General features: G+C 71.4%; 12 protein-coding genes. 8 read left to right on the top strand and 4 right to left on the bottom strand.

Annotation, left to right across the window (positions count from 1 at the left end; genetic code table 11):
- Positions 1-31: 31 nt before the first annotated feature.
- Positions 32-1,210 carry an adenylyltransferase/sulfurtransferase MoeZ gene (moeZ, locus tag ACFY9I_RS34715; protein WP_391008996.1) on the top strand — a complete coding sequence of 393 codons (1,179 nt, stop codon included), beginning with the start codon at positions 32-34 and terminating at the stop codon, positions 1,208-1,210.
- Between the two features lie 65 nt (positions 1,211-1,275).
- Here moeZ and ACFY9I_RS34710 read toward each other — a convergent pair whose 3' ends face one another.
- The 3 genes from ACFY9I_RS34710 to ACFY9I_RS34700 form a co-directional block, all read right to left on the bottom strand.
- Positions 1,276-2,790, bottom strand: a complete 1,515-nt coding sequence (locus ACFY9I_RS34710; RefSeq protein WP_391008993.1) for an alpha/beta fold hydrolase — start codon at positions 2,788-2,790, stop codon at positions 1,276-1,278.
- A 118-nt stretch (positions 2,791-2,908) separates the two neighbouring features.
- Entirely contained in the window at positions 2,909-4,474 is a 1,566-nt protein-coding gene (locus ACFY9I_RS34705; RefSeq protein WP_391008990.1) for an alpha/beta fold hydrolase, read from the bottom strand.
- A 162-nt stretch (positions 4,475-4,636) separates the two neighbouring features.
- Positions 4,637-7,459 (bottom strand): lysylphosphatidylglycerol synthase domain-containing protein, encoded by a 2,823-nt coding sequence (locus tag ACFY9I_RS34700; RefSeq protein WP_391008987.1) that lies wholly within the window; start codon positions 7,457-7,459, stop codon positions 4,637-4,639.
- 185 nt (positions 7,460-7,644) lie between these two features.
- On the opposite strand from ACFY9I_RS34700, the gene ACFY9I_RS34695 reads away from it, so the two are divergent.
- From ACFY9I_RS34695 to nudC, 6 genes are all read left to right on the top strand, one after another.
- Positions 7,645-8,010, top strand: coding sequence for an MGMT family protein (locus tag ACFY9I_RS34695; protein ID WP_391008984.1), 366 nt, complete (start codon positions 7,645-7,647; stop codon positions 8,008-8,010).
- Between the two features lie 192 nt (positions 8,011-8,202).
- Complete coding sequence (locus tag ACFY9I_RS34690; protein ID WP_391008981.1) at positions 8,203-8,325, top strand: hypothetical protein; 123 nt, start codon at positions 8,203-8,205, stop codon at positions 8,323-8,325.
- Complete coding sequence (locus ACFY9I_RS34685) at positions 8,322-11,837, top strand: UvrD-helicase domain-containing protein (protein WP_391008978.1); 3,516 nt, start codon at positions 8,322-8,324, stop codon at positions 11,835-11,837. Before ACFY9I_RS34690 ends, ACFY9I_RS34685 begins: the two co-directional genes overlap by 4 nt.
- Positions 11,838-11,894: 57 nt before the next feature.
- Positions 11,895-15,551: a UvrD-helicase domain-containing protein gene (locus ACFY9I_RS34680; RefSeq protein WP_391008975.1), complete on the top strand. Its 3,657-nt coding sequence runs from the start codon at positions 11,895-11,897 to the stop codon at positions 15,549-15,551.
- A 10-nt stretch (positions 15,552-15,561) separates the two neighbouring features.
- A complete protein-coding gene (locus ACFY9I_RS34675; RefSeq protein WP_391008972.1) occupies positions 15,562-16,974 on the top strand; it encodes a dipeptidase in 1,413 nt (470 codons plus the stop codon).
- A 95-nt stretch (positions 16,975-17,069) separates the two neighbouring features.
- A complete protein-coding gene (gene nudC, locus ACFY9I_RS34670) occupies positions 17,070-18,017 on the top strand; it encodes an NAD(+) diphosphatase (protein ID WP_391008969.1) in 948 nt (315 codons plus the stop codon).
- A 139-nt stretch (positions 18,018-18,156) separates the two neighbouring features.
- Here the strand turns inward: nudC and ACFY9I_RS34665 are convergent, their stop codons facing one another.
- On the bottom strand, positions 18,157-19,023 hold the full coding sequence (locus ACFY9I_RS34665; protein ID WP_391008966.1) for a methyltransferase domain-containing protein: 867 nt from the start codon (positions 19,021-19,023) through the stop codon (positions 18,157-18,159).
- 137 nt (positions 19,024-19,160) lie between these two features.
- Between ACFY9I_RS34665 and ACFY9I_RS34660 the strand changes: the two genes are divergently transcribed.
- The gene (locus ACFY9I_RS34660) at positions 19,161-19,778 is read left to right on the top strand and encodes a TetR/AcrR family transcriptional regulator (RefSeq protein ID WP_391008963.1); all 618 of its coding nucleotides are present in this window, start codon (positions 19,161-19,163) and stop codon (positions 19,776-19,778) included.
- The last annotated feature ends 59 nt before the right edge of the window (positions 19,779-19,837 follow it).

The raw sequence follows: 19,837 nt of genomic DNA, 5'->3' as shown, positions 1-19,837 counted from the left end.
CTGTAGTGATTGACCGACCAACGGAGTCCCCGTGTCGCTGCCACCCCTGGTCGAGCCCGCTTCCGAGCTCACCGTAGACGAGGTCCGCAGGTACTCCCGCCACCTGATCATCCCCGACGTCGGGATGGACGGGCAGAAGCGGCTGAAGAACGCCAAGGTGCTCTGTGTGGGCGCCGGCGGCCTGGGCTCGCCGGCGCTGATGTACCTGGCCGCGGCGGGCGTTGGCACGCTCGGCATCGTGGAGTTCGACGAGGTCGACGAGTCGAACCTGCAGCGCCAGATCATCCACAGCCAGGCCGACATCGGCCGCTCCAAGGCCGAGTCCGCGCGCGACTCCGTCCTGGGGATCAACCCGTACGTGAACGTGATCCTCCACGAAGAGCGGCTCGAGGCCGAGAACGTGATGGACATCTTCAGCCAGTACGACCTGATCGTCGACGGGACGGACAACTTCGCGACCCGCTACCTGGTCAACGACGCGGCCGTGCTGTTGAACAAGCCGTACGTCTGGGGTTCGATCTACCGCTTCGACGGCCAGGCCTCCGTCTTCTGGTCCGAGCACGGCCCCTGCTACCGCTGCCTCTACCCGGAGCCCCCGCCGCCGGGCATGGTCCCCTCCTGCGCCGAGGGCGGCGTCCTCGGTGTGCTGTGCGCTTCCATCGGCTCCATCCAGGTCACCGAGGCCATCAAGGTCCTCACCGGCACGGGGGAGCCGCTGGTCGGCCGCCTGATGATCTACGACGCCCTGGAGATGCAGTACCGCCAGGTCAAGGTACGCAAGGACCCGAACTGCGCGGTCTGCGGCGACAACCCCACCGTCACCGAGCTCATCGACTACGAGGCCTTCTGCGGCGTCGTCTCCGAGGAGGCCCAGGAGGCGGCCGCCGGCTCGACCATCACTCCCAAGCAGCTCAAGGAGTGGATCGACGACGGCGAGAACATCGAGATCATCGACGTCCGGGAGATCAACGAGTACGAGATCGTCTCCATCCCGGGCGCCAGGCTGATCCCCAAGAACGAGTTCCTCATGGGCACGGCCCTGGAGGCCCTCCCGCAGGACAAGAAGATCGTCCTGCACTGCAAGACGGGTGTTCGCAGTGCGGAAGTCCTCGCCGTCCTGAAGTCGGCCGGCTTCGCAGACGCGGTCCACGTCGGCGGTGGCGTGATCGGCTGGGTCAACCAGATCGAGCCGCACAAGCCGGTCTACTAGGCACCGGCCTTCCTGGATGGGGCTCGGCACCACGGGTGCCGGGCCCCTTTCCGTCGCGGGGCCGGCTACGTGCAGACCTTGCCGTCCTTCGGCACCGTCCCGTTCAGCAGATAGGCGTTCACCGTCGAGTCGACGCAACTGCTGCCGCTGCCGTACGCCCCATGGCCCTCGCCCTTCCAGGTGAGCATCACGCCGACGCCCGCGCCCAGTTCCTCGGCCATCTTCCGCGCCCCTTCGTAGGGAGTCGCCGGATCCCCGGTGTTGCCCACGACGAGGACGGGTGCCGCTCCCGGCGCGCTCACCTCCGGTGAGTCGGTGAGCCCGGACACCGGCCAGTCGTGGCACCAGCCCGCGGTGTCCCAGCCCAGGAACTCGCCGAACACGGGCGAGATCTCCCGGAATTCGGGCAGCAGCTTCTTCGTCGCCTCCGGTGTGGGCCGCTGCTTCTGGTCCAAGCACGATATGACCCGTTGGGAGTGGGTCGTCGTGCCGTAACGGCCCGAGGGGTCGCGCTCGTTGTACCCGTCGGCGAGCGCCAGCAGTTCGGTGCCGTCGCCGTCCTCCGCCGCGTCGAGCGCGCTGGTCAGAGTGGGCCAGCTCTGCTCGCTGTACAGCGGCAGCACGATGCCGGTGGTCGCGAGCGTCTGGGTGAGCTCACGGCCGGATGTCGTCGCCAGCGGCTTCGCGTCGATCCGCTCGAGCAGGGCCGCGATCTTCCGCGTGCCCTCCTCGGGGTCCTGGCCCGTGGACTTCAGGTAGTTGTCGAGGGCGCGCTGGAAACCGAGGGCCTGGTTCTTCGCGTGGCCCACGGTGTCGGCGGTCGGGTCCACCACCGCGTCCAGGACAAGACGTCCCACGTTCTCGGGGAACAGATGGGCGTACACACCGCCGAGTTCGGTGCCGTACGAGATGCCGAAGTAGTGGAGCTTGTCGTCGCCGAGGGCCTGGCGCATGAGGTCCATGTCACGTGCGGTCTCCGCGGTCGAGACATGCGACAGCAGCTTGCCCGCCGCCTTCTCGCAGCCCGCGCCGAAGGCGGCCGCGTCCTCGAAGAAGGCCGTCTCCTCGGCCGCGTCGTCGGGGGTCGCGTCCACCGACTCGCCGGCTTGTATCTCCTTGTCGCCGCGGCAGCGCACGCCCTCGCTCTCGGCGACCCCGCGCGGATCCCAGCTCACCAGGTCGTACCGCTCGCGCAGTTCACTCGTGAGCCCCGCGTACGAAGGCAGCATCGACACGCCTGAGCCGCCGGGCCCGCCGAAGTTGAAAAGGAGCGAGCCGAGGCGCTTGTCGTCGCCGCCGGTCGCCTCGCTGCGGATCAGGGCGAGGTCGATCGTCCCGCCGTCCGGGTTCGTGTGGTCCAACGGCACCTTCAGCGTCGCGCACTGCCATTCGTCACCCGGCGCCGGGCCCTCGGAAGTCGCCTTGCAGCGCCCCCAGTCGAGCTCTTGTGACGCCGGTGAAGAGGCCGGTGCCCTGCCGTCACTCGGTTTGTCGTCCGCCCTCTCGTCCGTGCCGCCGGTACAGCCGGCGGCCAGCAGCACCGCCGCGGCCAGAGTCGCTCCCCGTGAAAATCGCGCCATGAGTACTTCCCCCCTCTCGCGATACCGTCCGCCGGTCGTCCCGAATGACGGTCATGCCATGGTATGTGGACCGCCGTGCCTGCGGGATTGCCTGTGGATAACGATCTGACCTGCGGTTTTACGAGCAGATCGTCTCGCTCTTCGGTACTTTCCCCGCCAGCAGGTAGTCGTTGACGGCCGTCCGTACACACGCGTTCCCGCTGCTGTACGAGCCGTGCCCCTGCCCCCTGTACGTCAACTCGACTCCGACGCCCGCCCCCAGTGCCTCCACCATCTTCCGTGCACCCGCGTAGGGCGTGGCGGGGTCTCCGGTGTTGCCGATCACGAGGATCGGCGCCGCGCCCGGGGCACGCACGTCGGGCCGGTCGGCGGCGCCGGCGACGGCCCAGTCGGTACAGGTGATCATGGACCAGGCCAGCCATTCGCCGAATACGGGTGAGGCCGCCCGGAACGCGGGCAGCCTGGCCTCCACGTCCTCGACCGTGTGGCGCGCTTTGTTGTCCGCGCAGTTGATGGAGGTGTGCGCCGCGGCGAGGTTGCTGTACTCGCCGTTCTCGTCGCGCCCGTTCATCGAGTCGGACAGCAGCATCAGCAGCTGGCCGTCCCCGCCGTATGCCTGTTCGAGGCCCTGTGTCAGATACGGCCAGAGGTTCTGGGAGTACAGGGCCTGGGCGATCCCGGTCGTCGCCTCCGACTGGGTCAGGTCACGGGGGAAGACTCCGCTGATCGGCTTGGTGTCGAGGTCGCCGAGCAGCTTGGTGATCCGGCCCTGGACGTCCTGCACGGTGTCGCCGACCGGACAACCCTCCGGCTTGGACACGCAGTCCCGCGCGAAGTTGTCGAGCGCCAGTTGGAAGCCCTTGGTCTGTGCGAGCGCCCCCTGCTCCGCCGTCTGCGTCGGGTCGACGACCGCGTCGAAGACGGCCCGTCCGATGTTCTTGGGGAACAGATGGGCGTAGACGCCGCCGAGTTCGGTGCCGTAGGAGAAGCCGACGTAGTGGAGCTTGTCGTCGCCCAGGACCTGGCGAATGAGGTCCATGTCACGGGCCGCGTCCGTGGTGCGGACGTGCGGGATGGTCTTGCCGGAATTCTTCTCGCAGGCGGAGTTGAACGTCTTCGTGTTGTCGAGCAACTCCGTCCGTTCGCCCGCGTCGTCCGGGGTCCCGTCCTGCTGGAAGTACTCGTCGAGTCTGTCGTCGTCCAGGCACTCGACCCCCGCGCTGCGGCCTACGCCGCGTGGGTCGAAGCTGACCAGGTCGTAGCGGGTGCGCAGTTTCGCGTAGCTCTCGCCGAAGGCGGGGAGCGTCTTGACGCCGGAGAGGCCGGGCCCGCCGAAGTTGAAGAGGAGCGAGCCGATGCGCCGGTCCCGGGCGCCGCTCGACCGGGCCCGGATGAGGGCGAGGGAAATGGTGTCACCGTCGGGGGCGTCCCAGTCGAGGGGGGCCTTCATGGTCGCGCACTGCCAGTCTTCGCCGCCCGGCAGCGGCGAGGGAGCGGCGCCACCGCCCTCGGCCTCCGAGGGTGCCTCACAGGTCTGCCAGCTCAGCTTCTGGGCCCTGAGGTCCTCGCCGTTCCCCGGCGCCCCGCCGCCGCAGCCCGCCGCGGACAGGGACATGACGAGGGCGACGACGGTCACGGCGACGACGGTCACGGCGACGGCGGGCGGCCGGGGCGAGGTGGGCATGCGTCCATCGTGGAGCCGCCGGGATCGGCGCGCTCGGGACACGGGCCCGTGCGGGTGAGGAACGGGACATGCCTCCACCCCCACGCGCGCGTGGCACCGCGTCTGCGGCGACGGCTGCCCACGCGCGCGTATGGAACGGCTGCCACGCGCGTGGCACCGTCTCTAGAGCGCGCCCTTGCGTGACAACTGGTTGAACGCCAGCCATCCCGGCAGCACGGGCAGCCACAGGGTCAGCAGTCGGAACAGCAGCACCGCGGGGGCGGCGACCTCCTTGGGGAGGCCGACGGCGATCAGACCGACCGTCAAAGTGGCCTCGACCGCGCCCACACCGCCCGGGGTCGGCGCCGCGGACCCCAGCGCGTTGCCCGCGAGAAAGACGACGGCGACGCTGGCGATGCTGATCGATACGTCGTCGTTGCCGAAGGCGCGGATCGAGGCGTCCAGGCACATCACGAAGCAGCCGGTGAGCAGCAGCATGCCGCCGATACCGGTGACCAGCTTCTGGGGCCGCTGCAGCACGTCGAGCATGCGCGGCACGACACCGGCGAAGAGCGACCGCACGCGCGTGACGACGAACTTGCGCAGGAACGGGATCGACGTCACCACCAGGACGAGCACCGCGACCGTCAGGAGGCCCGCGATGACGGTACGGGACGGCGACAGGGACGGGGTCTTCTCCGTGCCGGTCAGGTAGCCGAAGGCGAGCAGCATCAGGATGTGGCAGCCGAGCCCGAAGAGCTGCGACGCGCCGACACTCGCCACCGCGAGCCCCGGCCGCACCCCCGCGCGCTGCAGGAAGCGTGTGTTGAGTGCCACACCGCCCACGGCGGCCGGCGCCACGATCTTCACGAACGAGCCGGCGACCTGCGCCGCGATCGTCCGCAGGAACGGCACCCGCTCCGGCACGAAGCCCAGCAGGCTCATCGCCGCCGCGACATAGCTCAGCGCGGAGAAGAACACGGCGGCGGCGACCCAGCCCCACTCGGCGTTCTCGATGAGCGGGCCGAACTCGATGTGGGTGAGCTGCGTCAGCAGGAAGTACGCGCCGATCGCACCGGCGATGAGGCTGATCAGTGTGCGCGGCTTGACCCGTTCCAGACGGGCCGGTTCGACCGGTGCCTGGGGCCTGATCAACAACACCTGGTGGCGGATCTGGGTGAGCAGGTCCTCCTCGCGGGCCTCTTCCACGGCTTCGTCGATCGCCCGCTTCTCGGCCCGCTGCTCGGCCCTTACGGCCTTCTTGTCGGCCTTGCCGGGCTCGGCGGCCTCCTTGTGCTCCTCCGCGCGCGCCTGTTTGGCCAGATGGGAGGCCTCCAGGACCGCCTCGCGCTCGCGCTCCGCACGCTCTCGGGCCAGTCGGCGCAGTGTCGCGCGCGTGGAGCGGGAGAGCGCGATGGGTTGCAGCATCGGCAGGCAGTCGGCCACCGCGTCGGGGCCGAGAACGCTCACCGCCGAGGCCACCGCGCGTTCGGCGCCCACCCGCAGGCCCAGTGTCGTCAGGAGTTGGGAGACGTCCATGCGCAGGACGAGGTCGCCGGCCGCGATCTCGCCGACGCGCAGATCGGTCAGGATCACCGTGCCGGAACGATCCACCAGGATCGCGTCGCCCACGAGCCGGCGGTGTGCGATCCGCCGCGACTGCAGTGCCTTCACCTGGTGCCAGGTGTCGGACATCAGCTCGTCGGTGACCTCGTCGTCCGCCAGGGAGTCCAGGGTGTGTCCGCCGGTGTGCTCGTAGACGAGCATCACGGCGTCCGGCCCGAGTTCGGAGGTCGCGATCAGTTTGGGCGCGTTGGCGCCGGCGGCGATCGCCGCGTACGCGAGGAGGGCTTCCTGCTCCAGCGCCTGACGCAGCGACTGGAGGCTCCGGCGCGTGGTGATGCCGCGCAGTGTCAGCCGCCGCCAGACGCGGTAGAAGAACCCCTGTGCCTGCTGCTCCCGGTCGACGACGGTGACGTCGAGGGGTGGGCCGTCCTCCAGGGTCACGAAGTACCGGCGGCCCCGGTCACCGACCTCCGCCGTCTCCGGGATCTCCTCCCGGGCCGCGCTCACCGGCCTGAAGCCGACCCGCCGGAGGCCCGCCATCAGGGTCCGGCCGGTCGGACGTACGTTCGGCGAGCCGACCGCGTACAGCGTTCCGTAGGCGACGGTCCAGCCGATCAGGACCGTCAGGATGATCGAGAACGGTGTGGTGTAGCCGGTCACCAGCATCGAGAAGGCGTCCAGCAGCAGGACGATCCACAGCACGGCCCGCCAGCGGGGTCTGCGTGACATGCCGACGGCGGTCATGTAGGCGATGACCGGCGCGAGATAGCCGTGCACGGGGTCGGTGAGGGCGTGGACGTCGCCCGGGGAGGGCTGGGTGAGCGCCTCCTGGATCGAGTCCGGGGCGGCCCGTGCGACCCACAGGTCCGTCGCCAGCGTCACACCATGGGCCAGGACCGCCGCCAGCACACCGTCGGCGATGCGCAGGCCGTCCCGTTTGATCAGCCGCTCGATCGCGAAGGCGACCGGTACCAGCAGGATCGCGATGCTCGACCCGAGGCCCGCGAGTTTGATCAGGAGGTCTGGCGCCTGTCCCGTGCCCTTGCTGATGTCCTGTTCGAGCCCGGAGGTGGTGCCATGGGCGAACGCGGCGATCGCCAGCAGAACGATGATCCCCAGGATGCCGACCGAGAGCCGCATGAGATCGGAAGGACGGTGCACGCGCGCGGGGAGCAACGGTTCGTCGCCCTCGACCTCCTCGGCGTGGGCGTCCGCCAGATCGTCCTCGATCGGCCCGACCTGGTGTTTCTCGCTCTCCTGCGCCCTGGGGGAGTCCGTTTGGCCCGAGGGTGAGGCGGCGCCGGAGTCCTTCGAGACGGCACCGGAGTCCTTCTGCGAGCCGGCGCCGGCGTCCTTGTCGTCCGCTTCGGAGGTGTCCGGGCGCGAGGAGGCGTCAGAGGTGCCCGCCGCGTCCTCGGGGTGCACGCTCTGCTGCTTCATCGTCTCTTCTTGGTCTCGTATCACCAGTCACCGCCCGCACGATGGTGGCATGCCCGGTGGGCACACGGGGGCATCAGGGTGCGATGCGGGGGCGCACAGTCTGCCGGAAGACCGCCCCCGGGGCGAGGAACGCACACGTCGGCCACCACCTCCCATTGTCGGTGGGGTGGGGCAGGATGGGGCGGATGAGCGAGGAGAGCCTTCCGACGGATGCCCTGCCGGAGTACGCGGAGCGGGTCCTCGAGGTCACCGACCTGATCCCGCCGGGCCGGGTCATGACATACGGGGACGTCGCCGAATGGCTGGGGGAGGGCGGCCCGCGCCAGGTGGGCCGTGTGATGGCCCTCTACGGAGGCGCGGCAGCGTGGTGGCGGGTCGTCCGCTCCGACGGTGTCCTGCTGCCCGGCCACGAGCTGAGAGCCCTGGACCACTACCGGGCCGAGGGCACCCCCCTGCGCGAGGCGAGCCGCACCAGCGAGGGTCATGTGCCGCGTGTCGACATGAGGCGAGCACGCTGGGACGGCGTCGGACGCGCGGAGGGTCACACCTGACAGCTTCCGGCATACGGCGGACGTCGGGGCGCCCCCTGGCCCGTACGGGGGAAGCGGGGGACGTCGGTGGCATGCCGTACGTTCGTGGGGCGAGGGACGCAGGCGCCGCGCGAGTCGGGAGGGAACAAGAGGAAGCCCTGTTTCCGTGCCCTCCGTCGGCGTAGCGTCGGCTGCACGCGTCCCCCTCACTCCGTGGCCACCGTCCTCACCGAGCGGCGGGCCCTCCCCCCGTTTCCCGACCACCACCCCTCGACGACGGCGCACCGCGTCGGCAGTGACATCTCGCACACCCACCAGGACCGGCGAACCACGTGAGCTCCTCTTTCTCCACCAGACGCCTGTCGCACCCCCCGGTGCGACAGGGGAGTCGTGGCGCTTACCGACTGGTGCGTACCCCACCGGCCCGGACGGACCCCCCTCGTCTGGACGCCGAGCAGCGCGGCGTGGTTGACCACGAGACCGGACCTCTGCTCGTCCTGGCAGGTCCGGGTACTGGTAAGACGACCACGCTCGTCGAGTCCGTGGCGGCCCGTGTCTCCCGCGGAGCGGAGCCCGCACGCGTCCTGGTCCTCACCTTCAGCCGCAAGGCCGCCGTGGAACTGCGTGACCGGATGGCCCTGCGCATGGGCGCCGCCCGCGCCCCGCAGGCCACCACCTTCCACTCGTTCTGCTACGCCCTGGTCCGCGCCCACCAGGACAGCGACCTGTTCGTCGAACCCCTGCGGCTGCTGTCCGGTCCCGAGCAGGACGTGGCGGTCCGAGAACTGCTCGCGGGCCAGCCCGATCTGGAGCGCCTGGGCCTCGCCCATGTGCGCTGGCCCGACGAACTGCGCGCCTGCCTCACCACGCGCGGGTTCGCCGACGAGGTCCGCGCGGTCCTCGCCCGCAGCCGTGAACTGGGACTGGCCCCCGAGGACCTGCGTGCCTTCGCAGGCCGCACAGGCCGCCCGGACTGGCTCGCGGCGTCCGCCTTCCTCGCCGAGTACCTCGACGTCCTCGACCTGCAGGGAGTGCTCGACTACGCGGAACTGGTCCACCGCGCGGTGCTCCTCGCCGGCCGCCCCGGCACGGCCGAGCAACTGGCCGCGCGGTACGACGCGGTCTACGTCGACGAGTACCAGGACACGGACCCGGCACAGGTACGGCTGCTGAGGGCCCTCACGGGCGGGGGGCGCACCCTGGTCGCGTTCGGTGACCCCGACCAGTCGATCTACACCTTCAGGGGCGCCGATGTGAACGGCATCCTGGAGTTCCCGGTCGCCTTCCCGCGCGCGGACGGCCGCCGGGCCCCGGTCGCGGTCCTCAGGACCTCCCGCCGGTCGGGAGCGGCCCTGCTCGCCGCCACCCGCCTGCTCACCCAGCGCATGCCGCTCACCCGTCTTCCGGCGGAGAAGGTACGGGCCCACCGCGAACTGAGGCCCGCCCGCGACGGCGGCCGGGTCGAGGTCTACACGTACCCGACCTCGGGCACCGAACTGGACAACATCGCGGACGTCCTGCGCCGGGCCCACCTGGAGGACGGCGTCCCCTGGAACGAGATGGCCGTCCTGGTGCGTGCCGGCACCCGCACGATCCCCTCGATCCGGCGCGCCCTCACCGCCGCCGGCGTCCCCCTGGAGGTCGACGGCGACGATCTGCCCCTGCGTCACGAACCCGCCGTGCAGCCACTGCTGACGGCGCTGCGGGCCGTGGCGCGGGCGGAGTCGGGAGGGCCGGCGGCGACCGCGCCGGCCGAGGCGTCCGACGGCTCGTCCGTGGCCCCGGACGACCTGCCCACTGCCCCTGACGGCTTGTCCGACGCCCCTGTCGACCGGTCTGGCGCTCTCGCCGACTCGTCCGGCGCTCCTGCTGAGCCGTCCGGCGCTCTCGCTGACTCGTCCGGCGCTCCCGTCGACCTCGCCAGCCCGTCCGTCGTTCTCGCCGACCCGTCCGACGCTCCCGAGCCACAGCCCTCCTGGCTCGACACCGAGACCGCGCTCAGCCTCCTCGCCTCCCCGCTAGCCGGCATGGACCCCGCCGATCTGCGGCGTCTCGGCCGCGCGTTGCGGGAGGAGGAGAGGGCGGGGGGCAATCCCGTACCGCCGCCCTCGGACGAACTGCTGGCGCGTGCGCTGGCGCAGCCGGAGCGGCTGGTGGCGCACGATCCGGTGTACGCGCGGGGCGCACAACGTCTCGGCACGCTGCTGCGGAAGGCTCGTGAGCGACTCGCCGGTGGCGGGACGGCCGAGGAGGCGCTGTGGGAGCTCTGGGACGGCACACCCTGGCCCAGGCGGCTGGAGCGGGCCGCCCGGCGCGGTGGCGCGGCCGGACGCAACGCGGACCGTGACCTCGACGCCGTGTGCGCGCTGTTCGCCACGGCGGCCCGCGCGGAGGAGCGCACGGGCGGCCTCGGCGCGCTCAACTTCCTGGCGGAGATCGAGGCCGAGGACATCGCCGCCGACACGCTCACCGGCCGGGCCGTCCGCCCCGACGCCGTACGCCTGATGACCGCGCACCGCTCCAAGGGCCTCCAGTGGCGCCTGGTCGTCGTCGCGGGCGTCCAGGAGGGCCTGTGGCCGGATCTGCGCCGCCGCGGCTCGCTCCTCGAAGCCGACCGCATCGGCCGCGACGGTCTCGCGGAACCGCTCACTCCGGGCGCGCTGCTCGCGGAGGAACGGCGGCTGTTCTACGTGGCCGCCACGCGCGCGCGTGAACGCCTCGTCGTCACCGCCGTGAAGGCTCCCGCCGACGACGGCGACCAGCCCTCCCGCTTTCTCACCGAACTCGGCGTCGAACCCCAGGACGTCACCGGTCGCCCCCGCCGCCCGCTGTCCGTCGCCGCCCTCGTCGCCGAGCTGCGGGCCACGACGGTGGACCCGCGGGTGTCGGACACCCTCCGAGAGGCCGCCGCCCTGCGTCTGGCCCGCCTGGCCGCGCTGAGCGACGAGGACGGGCGCCCGCTCGTGCCGTCGGCGCACCCCTACCGCTGGTGGGGCATGTTCGAGCCGACCGAGAGCAAGGTGCCGCTCCGGAATCGCGACCAGCCCGTCGTGCTGTCCGGCAGTGCCCTCGACCAACTCGCCAACACCTGCGCCCTGCAGTGGTTCCTGGGCCGAGAGGTGAAGGCCGACGCGCCCGCGACAGCCGCCCAGGGTTTCGGCAACGTCGTGCACGTCCTCGCCGACGAGGTCGCCTCCGGACGCACCCCCGCCGATCTCGATGTCCTCATGGAGCGCCTCGACTCCGTGTGGAACGCGCTCGCCTTCGACGCGCCCTGGAAGTCGGAGCAGGAGAAGCAGCACGCGCGCGTGGCGCTCGAACGCTTCCTGAAGTGGCACGTCATGGACCGCACGGGGCGCGCCCCGGTGGTCAGCGAGCACGACTTCGACGTCACCCTCGAAGCGGGCGACTACGAGGTGCGCATCAGGGGCTCCATGGACCGCGTCGAGGCCGACACGGAAGGCCGCGCCTACGTCGTCGACTTCAAGACGGGCAAGCAGCCCGTGAGTTCCGCCGAGGTGACCCGCCACCCCCAGCTCGCCGTGTACCAGCTCGCGGTCCGCGAGGGTGCCGTCGACGAGCCCTTCGGCGGCACCCGCCCCGAACCGGGCGGCGCCGAACTCGTCCAACTGCGGCAGGGCGCCGCCAAGAAGAACGGCGGCGAGACCCTGCCCAAGGTGCAGGCCCAGGAACCCCTGGAAGGAGAGTGGGTCGGGGACCTCCTCGCCACCGCCGCCGGCAAGGTCCTGGACGAACGTTTCTCCCCGACCACGGGACAACACTGCGCACACTGCGCGTTCCGGGCGTCCTGCAGTGCCCGCCCGGAGGGACGCCACGTGGTCGAGTGACACCGTCCACAGGCCACCCGGCACCCGCTGTCAGTGGCCGCCGCTAGCCTCTCTGGAATGTCCGCCCGTATCAGCGATCCCGAGCAGCTCAAGGAGCTCCTCGGTATCCCGTTCACCCCGGAGCAGACGGCCTGCATCGTCGCGCCGCCCGCCCCGCAGGTGATCGTGGCCGGAGCCGGGTCGGGCAAGACCACGGTGATGGCGGCGCGCGTGGTGTGGCTGGTCGGCACCGGTCAGGTCGCCCCCGAGCAGGTGCTCGGCCTGACCTTCACCAACAAGGCGGCGGGCGAACTCGCCGAGCGTGTCCGTAAGGCCCTGGTGAAGGCGGGCATCACCGACCCGGACGTGATCGACCCGGACAACCCGCCGGGCGAGCCCGTCATCTCCACGTACCACGCCTTCGCGGGCCGCCTCCTGACCGACCACGGACTGCGCATCGGCCTGGAACCCAGCTCCCGGCTCCTGGCCGACGCCACCCGCTACCAACTCGCCGCACGGGTCCTGCGCGAGTCCCCGGGCCCCTACCCGGCGCTCACCCGCTCCTTCCCCGACCTGGTCAGCGACCTCCTCGCCCTCGACTCCGAACTCGCCGAACACCTCGTCCGCCCCGAGGACCTGCGCGCGTACGACGCGGAACTGCTGCGCGAACTGGAGAGCGCCAAGCTCACCAACGCGGACCTCCGCAAGGTCCCCGAGGCGGCCGCGGCCCGGCGCGAACTCACCGAGCTGGTCGGCCGGTACCGCGCGGCCAAGCGCGAGCGGGACCTCCTCGACTTCGGCGACCAGATCGCCCTGTCCGCCGGCCTCGCCCGGCTCCCCGAGGTGGGGCGCATCCTGCGGGACGAGTTCCGGGTCGTTCTGCTCGACGAGTACCAGGACACCTCGGTCGCCCAACGTGTACTGCTGGCGGGCCTGTTCGGCGGCGGCACCGGCCACCCCGTGACGGCGGTCGGCGACCCCTGCCAGGCCATCTACGGCTGGCGCGGGGCCTCCGTCGCCAACCTCGACGACTTCCCCGAACACTTCGCACGCGCCGACGGCCGCCCCGCGACCCGCCAGTCGCTCAGCGAGAACCGCCGCAGCGGCGGTCGCCTTCTCGACCTCGCCAACGGCCTCGCGGAGCCGCTGCGGGCCATGCACGCGGGCGTGGAGGCCCTGCGACCCGCCCCCGGCGCCGAACGCGACGGTGTGGTCCGCTGCGCCCTGCTGAACACCCACGCGGAGGAACTGGACTGGATCGCCGACTCGATCGCCCACCTCGTGCGCACCGGCAAGGAGCCCGGCGAGATCGCGGTCCTGTGCCGCACGGCCGGCGACTTTGCCGAGATCCAGGGCGCGCTCGTGGCCCGCGACATCCCGGTCGAGGTCGTCGGCCTCTCCGGACTCCTCCACCTCCCCGAGGTCGCCGACCTCGTCGCCGTGTGCGAGGTCCTCCAGGACCCCGGCGCCAACGCCTCCCTCGTCCGCCTCCTGACGGGCCCCCGCTGGCGGATCGGCCCGCGCGACCTCGCCCTCCTGGGGCGCCGGGCCAGGCTGCTCGTCTCCCACGCGCGCGTGGACGGCGACGACGACCCGGACCGACGGCTCGCCGCGGCCGTCGAGGGTGTCGACCCGGCCGAGGTGATCTCGCTGGCGGACGCGCTCGACACGTTCCTGGAGCTGCCCCTCGAAGCCGAGGCACAGGACGACGGACTGCCGTTCTCGCCGGACGCGCGCGTACGCTTCGCCCGCCTCGCCGCCGAGCTGCGCGACCTGCGCCGCTCGCTCGCCGACCCGCTCATGGACGTCCTCCACCGGGTGCTCGCCGTCACGGGGCTGGAGGTGGAACTGTCCGCCTCCCCGCACGCGCTCGCCGCCCGCCGCCGCGAGACCCTGTCCAACTTCCTCGACATCGCCGCCTCCTTCGCCGCCAACAGCGGCGGCGAGGCCGGCCTGCTGGCCTTCCTCGGCTTCCTGGCTACGGCCGCCCAGTACGAGAAGGGCCTCGACAACGCCCTGCCGGGCGGCGAGAACACCGTCAAGGTGCTCACCGCCCACAAGTCCAAGGGTCTGGAATGGGACGTCGTCGCCGTCCCCGGGCTGGTCACCGGCACCTTCCCCAGCACCCAGGGACGCGAGAGGTGGACCGCCCAGGGCAAGGTCCTGCCACACGGACTGCGCGGGGACGCCGACACCCTCCCCGACGTCGAGGCCTGGGACTCGCGGGGCCTGAAGGCCTTCCAGGAGGCTATGAAGGACCACCAGCACACCGAGGAACTCCGCCTCGGCTACGTCACGTTCACCCGCCCCCGCTCCCTGCTCCTCGGCTCCGGCCACTGGTGGGGCCCGTCCCAGAAGCGCCCGCGCGGACCGTCCGACTTCCTGCTCGACCTGTACGCGCACTGTGCCGCCGGACACGGCGAGATCGAATTCTGGGCCGACGAACCCGAGGAGGACGCAGAGAACCCCGCCCTCCACGAGGCGGCCGCCGACCACGCCTGGCCACTCCCGCTCGACGACACGGCACTGACACGCCGCCGCGCGGCCGCCGCGACCGTACTGGCCCACCTGGAGAGGGCCTCCTCCCACGAGGACACACATCCCGGCGCCGCCCCCGACGCCCACCCCCATGCCCCCGACGCCCACTCCTACGAGGCCCACTCCTACGACGACCCGGACTGGCCACCGCCACCGGACGACGAAGAACTCCTCCGCGAGGAAGGAGAAGCCCGGTACGGGGACGACGATTTCCCGGACGGAGCCCCTTACGAGGAGGACGGCCTCCCCCCGGACACGTCCGACGGCTTCCCGCAGGACGACACCTCCGACTGGAACTCCTGGTCGCCCGACCGGCCCGACCGGCCCGACCAGGCCACCCGCGCGCGCGTGCCGAGCGTCGGCCAGGACGAGCGCCCACCTGTCGTCCCGCACGCCCGCAGGCCCCCCGCCGCATCGGGCCTCACCCCCGAGGAGGCCCGCACCGTCGCCTCCTGGGACCGCGACCTGGACGCTCTCACCGGAGAGCTCCTGAGTTCCCGCGCCAAGGTCACCGACGTACCGCTCCCGGCGTCGCTGACCGCCTCGCAACTGCTGCGCCTGGCCGCCGACCCGGACGGCTTCGCGCAGGAACTCGCGCGCCCCATGCCACGCCCCCCGCAGCCGGCGGCGCGCCGAGGCACCCGCTTCCACGCCTGGGTCGAGGCACGCTTCGAGGAACTGCGGCTGCCCATGCTGGAGCCCGAGGAGCTGCCCGGCGGCGACGCCGAGATCGCCGACGAACGGGACCTCGAGGCACTCAAGGACGCCTTCGAGCGGACCCCGTACGCGCACCGCACTCCGTACCGCGTCGAGGCACCTTTCCAGCTCGGCATCGCCGGCCGCGTCGTACGCGGCCGCATCGACGCCGTCTACCGGGAGACCGACGCTGACGGCACGGTCACGTACGAGATCGTCGACTGGAAGACCAGCCGCACCCGCACTGCGGATCCGCTCCAGCTCGCCCTCTACCGGCTTGCCTGGGCCGAACAGCGGGGCGTGCCCCTGGAGGCGGTCGGGGCCTCCTTCCTGTACGTCCGGACCGGAGACGTCGTACGGCCCGGGGACCTGCCGGGCCGGGACGCACTGGAGCGGCTGCTGCTGGAGGAGGCCGGTACCGAGAGGCAGGAAGGGGACGCCGACGGGCCAGGAGCGTTCACGGACGATCCGCCGGACGAGCGCGCCGGTGCGGGCCGATAGGCTCGTGAGCATGAGCCAGCCCGTTGACAGCGACGTCAGCGTCGTCCGTGAGTACATCGAGACCCACCGCGCCGCCTTCCTTGACGACCTCGTGGAATGGCTGCGCATCCCGTCCGTCTCGGCCCAGCCCGAGCATGCGACGGACGTACGACGCAGCGCCGACTGGCTGGCCGCCAAGCTCCAGGAGACCGGCTTCCCCACCGCCGAGGTCTGGGAGACGCCGGGCGCCCCCGCCGTCTTCGCGCACTGGCCCTGCGAGGACCCCGAGGCCCCCACGGTCCTGGTCTACGGGCACCACGACGTCCAGCCCGCGGCGCGAGTGGACGGCTGGGACACCGAGCCGTTCGAGCCGGTGATCCGTGGCAACCGCCTCCACGCGCGCGGGGCGGCCGACGACAAGGGCCAGGTGTTCTTCCACACACTCGGTGTCCGCGCCCACCTGGCCGCCACAGGCCGCACCGCCCCCGCCGTCCACCTGAAGATGCTGATCGAGGGCGAGGAGGAGTCAGGCTCCCCGCATTTCAGGGCCCTCGTCGAGGAGCAGGCCAAGCGGCTCGCCGCCGACGCGGTGGTGGTCTCGGACACCGGTATGTGGGCCGAGGACACCCCCACCGTGTGCACGGGCATGCGCGGCCTCGCCGAGTGCGAGATCCGGTTGTACGGCCCCGACCAGGACGTCCACTCCGGCTCCTTCGGCGGTGCCGTGCCGAATCCGGCCACCGCGATCGCCCGCCTCGTCGCCGCCCTGCACGACGAGCACGCACGCGTGGCGATCCCCGGCTTCTACGACGGCGTCGTCGACCTCACCGACCATGAGCGCGAACTCTTCGCCGAACTCCCCTTCGACGAGGAGCGCTGGCTGCGCACGGCCAGGTCCACGGCCACACACGGAGAGGCCGGACACACCACCCTGGAACGCGTCTGGGCCCGCCCGACCGCCGAGGTCAACGGCATCGGCGGCGGTTACCAGGGCGCGGGCAGCAAGACGATCATCCCGTCCTCGGCCATGGTGAAACTGTCCTTCCGTCTGGTCGCCGGGCAGGATCCGGACCACATTCAGAAGGCTGTCACCGCCTGGGCAGCCGAGCGGATCCCCGTCGGCATCCGGCACGAGATCACCTTCAGCGGCTCCACCCGCCCATGCCTCACGCCTCTGGACCACCCCGCCCTGCGGGCGGTCGTACGAGCCATGGGCCGCGCCTTCCAGCAGCCGGTCCGCTACACGCGGGAGGGCGGCTCCGGCCCCGCCGCCGACCTCCAGGAAGTCCTCGACGCACCCGTGCTCTTCCTGGGCGTCTCCGTCCCCTCCGACGGCTGGCACGCCCCCAACGAGAAGATCGAACTGGACCTGCTCCTCAAGGGCGTGGAGACCAGCGCCCACCTCTGGGACGAACTGGCCCGAAGCGCCCGCGAGGCACCCTGAAGAAGACCCCCCGCGGACCGGCGCACGCGCCCGCCGCACGCCCCTCCGCATCGCCCGCCCCATCAACCGTTTCACCGGGGGAGTTGGAAGCACACGTGACCACCTGGACCGACCACACCGCCGACCGCCCCATCTCACTCACCGCCCCGAGCGGCATCGACCGGGCCGCCCACCACCGGCTCGACGAGGCCTGGCTCGCGGCGGCGTGGAGCCACCCCACGACCCGCTGCTTCGTGGTCTCCGGCGGCCAGGTCCTCATCGACGAGACCGCGGACGGCACCACCGAACTCGTCATGACCCCTTCTTTCGAGGCACCCCTGACCGAGGCCCACCGCTACTTCCTGGGCACCGACGCCGACGGTGTGAGCTACTTCGCACTCCAGAAGGACGCGCTCCCCGGCCGCATGGACCAGTCCGCCCGCCCGGCCGGACTGCGCGAGGCGGGCATGCTGCTGTCGCCGCGGGACACGGGCCTGATGGTCCACGCGGTGGGTCTGGAGAACTGGCAGCGCACCCACCGCTTCTGCTCCCGCTGCGGGGAGCGCACGGTCATCGCGGCGGCCGGCCACATCCGCCGTTGCCCGGCCTGCGGCGCCGAGCACTACCCGCGCACGGACCCGGCGGTGATCATGGCGGTCACGGATGACGAGGACCGCATCCTGCTCGGCCGCCAGGTGCACTGGCCCGAGGGCCGCTTCTCCACCCTGGCGGGCTTCGTCGAACCCGGCGAGTCCATCGAGCAGTCCGTGCGCCGCGAGGTCCACGAGGAGGTGGGCGTCACTGTCGGCCGGGTCGAGTACATCGCCAGCCAGCCCTGGCCCTTCCCCTCCAGCCTCATGCTGGGCTTCATGGCCCGCGCCACCTCGACCGCCGTGGACGTCGACGGCGACGAGATACACGAGGCCCGCTGGTTCTCCCGCGAAGAGCTGCGGGCCGCGTTCGAGTCCGGGGAGGTGCTGCCTCCCTACGGCATCTCGATCGCCGCCCGACTGATCGAACTCTGGTACGGCAAGCCCCTGCCGACACGAGGCCACATCGGCTAGGGCCCGCCCTGGGCCGCTACGCGCCGATCTTCTGCTTGACCTGCGCCAGCGAGGGGTTCGTGAGCGTGGAGCTGACCGGAACGTCGTCACCGGTACGTGGACCGAGCAGACGGCGGCTGACGGGTACACAACCGCTGGTCTAGGGCCTGTCCGATGGGTCGGCCGGGCGATCTGCCGTGACCAGCCATGACGTGCTGCGCAGCCGGACCGTGCCGTCTGCCGCCTCGTGGTCGCGCAGGTGTTCCGTCAGGGTGCGGCGGGCGCGTGCCCGTGCAGCCGGGTCGGCCTGCTCCATCAGGTGGCGACCGGGGCCCGTTCCCAGCAGGAACTCCGCCGCGTCCTCGGCTCCGCGTCCCCATGCCCCATACACCTGCGCCTGGGTGATGGTGATGCCGGTGAATCCAGCCGCGGTGAGGACATCACGGATGTGGTCCGGGGCGGCCAGGGAGAACATTCCGGGCAGCCCCGACGTCCCGAAGTCGCCGACCGGCAGGAAGTCGCGCAGTGACGCCACCGCCGCCACCCAGCCGTTGAGCATGGCATCGGCCGGGCAGACGAACGCCAGGCGCCCACCAGGTCGCAGTGCCCGGCCGACGTTGCTGAAGGCCGCCACAGGGTCGGTGAAGAACATCACCCCGTAGCGGCTGATCGCCGCGTCGAACGCGCCAGGCTCGAAGGGGTACACCTGCGCGTCGCCTTGTGCGAAGGAGACGTTGGTGATGCCGTCCTTCTCCGCGCGGGCCCGAGCCTCAGCCAGCATTGGGCCGGACAGGTCGAGGCCCAGCGCGCTCCCTTGGAGTGCCCGGAGCACGGCGAGGCGCGTGGTCTGCCCAGAGCCGCAGCCGAGGTCGAGTGTCCGATGAGCCGCGGTTATGGCAGCGGCTTCGAGTAGCGGCTCGTTGAAACCCTCGTTCACGGCGTTCCAGCGGTCCTGGTTGCGTGCCCAGTGGGCGCCTTCGGGGCCGTTCCATGCCTTTGCCTGGTCGATGTTGACGACGTCTGACACGGGCGCCTCCTGAAGGGACGACGGAGAATGGGCGTGCGCCCAAACTGTATGGGCACGTGCCCAAATAAACAATTCCCGCTACCATCCAATGAGTTGAAACCCTTGTGGGTGATGGCGGCAGAACGGAAGAGAGGCCCATGTCACCGCGCGGAGTAGCGACGCCGGACGTGCGCGAGCGGCTGTTCGCGGCCGCCGAGCGTGTCGTGGAAAGGGACGGCCCCGGCGCGCTCACCAGCCGGTCGGTCACCACCGAGGCGGGCTGTGCCAAGGGGCTGTTGCACGCGCACTTCGCAGGGTTCGACGAGTTCGTGGCCGAGCTCTGCCTCGACCGGTTCGCGCGGACGGCGGCGAAGGCGCAGGCGCTGTCGGTGCTCGCCGGGCAGGGCACGGCGGCGCGGAACCTCGACGCTGTCGTCCTCGCGCTGTTCGACTCCGGCGGCCCCGCACTGTCGGGCCTGGCCATGACTCGACCTGCCGCCGCGTTGCGCATCCGCGCGGCCATGCAAGAGGGGGCACCGGGCTTCACCGCGATCCAGGAGGCCATCACCAGCTATCTGAAGGCCGAGCAGGGGCTCGGCAGGGTGGCGGAGACCGTCGACCCGTGCACCATGGCTCTCGCGATCGTCGGTACCGCCCACCATCTTCTGCTGACCAGCTGGCCCGGCGCGCCTGACCCACGGTCCGCCATGACGCGCCTGGTGGCCTCGTTGGTGGACGGCCTAGGGCCTGTTGCGAAAGTGGATCTTGTTCGTTGATGATCACGTCCTGTGGGACGTGGTGATCTGACGAACGGCCAGTGGGCCCGGCTGGAGCC

Source organism: Streptomyces sp. NPDC012510 (assembly GCF_042955065.1).
In the GTDB taxonomy this organism is placed as follows: Bacteria; Actinomycetota; Actinomycetes; order Streptomycetales; family Streptomycetaceae; genus Streptomyces.
The sequence above is the reverse complement of the archived record's forward strand: the minus strand, read 5'-3'. Positions and strand labels throughout refer to the sequence as shown.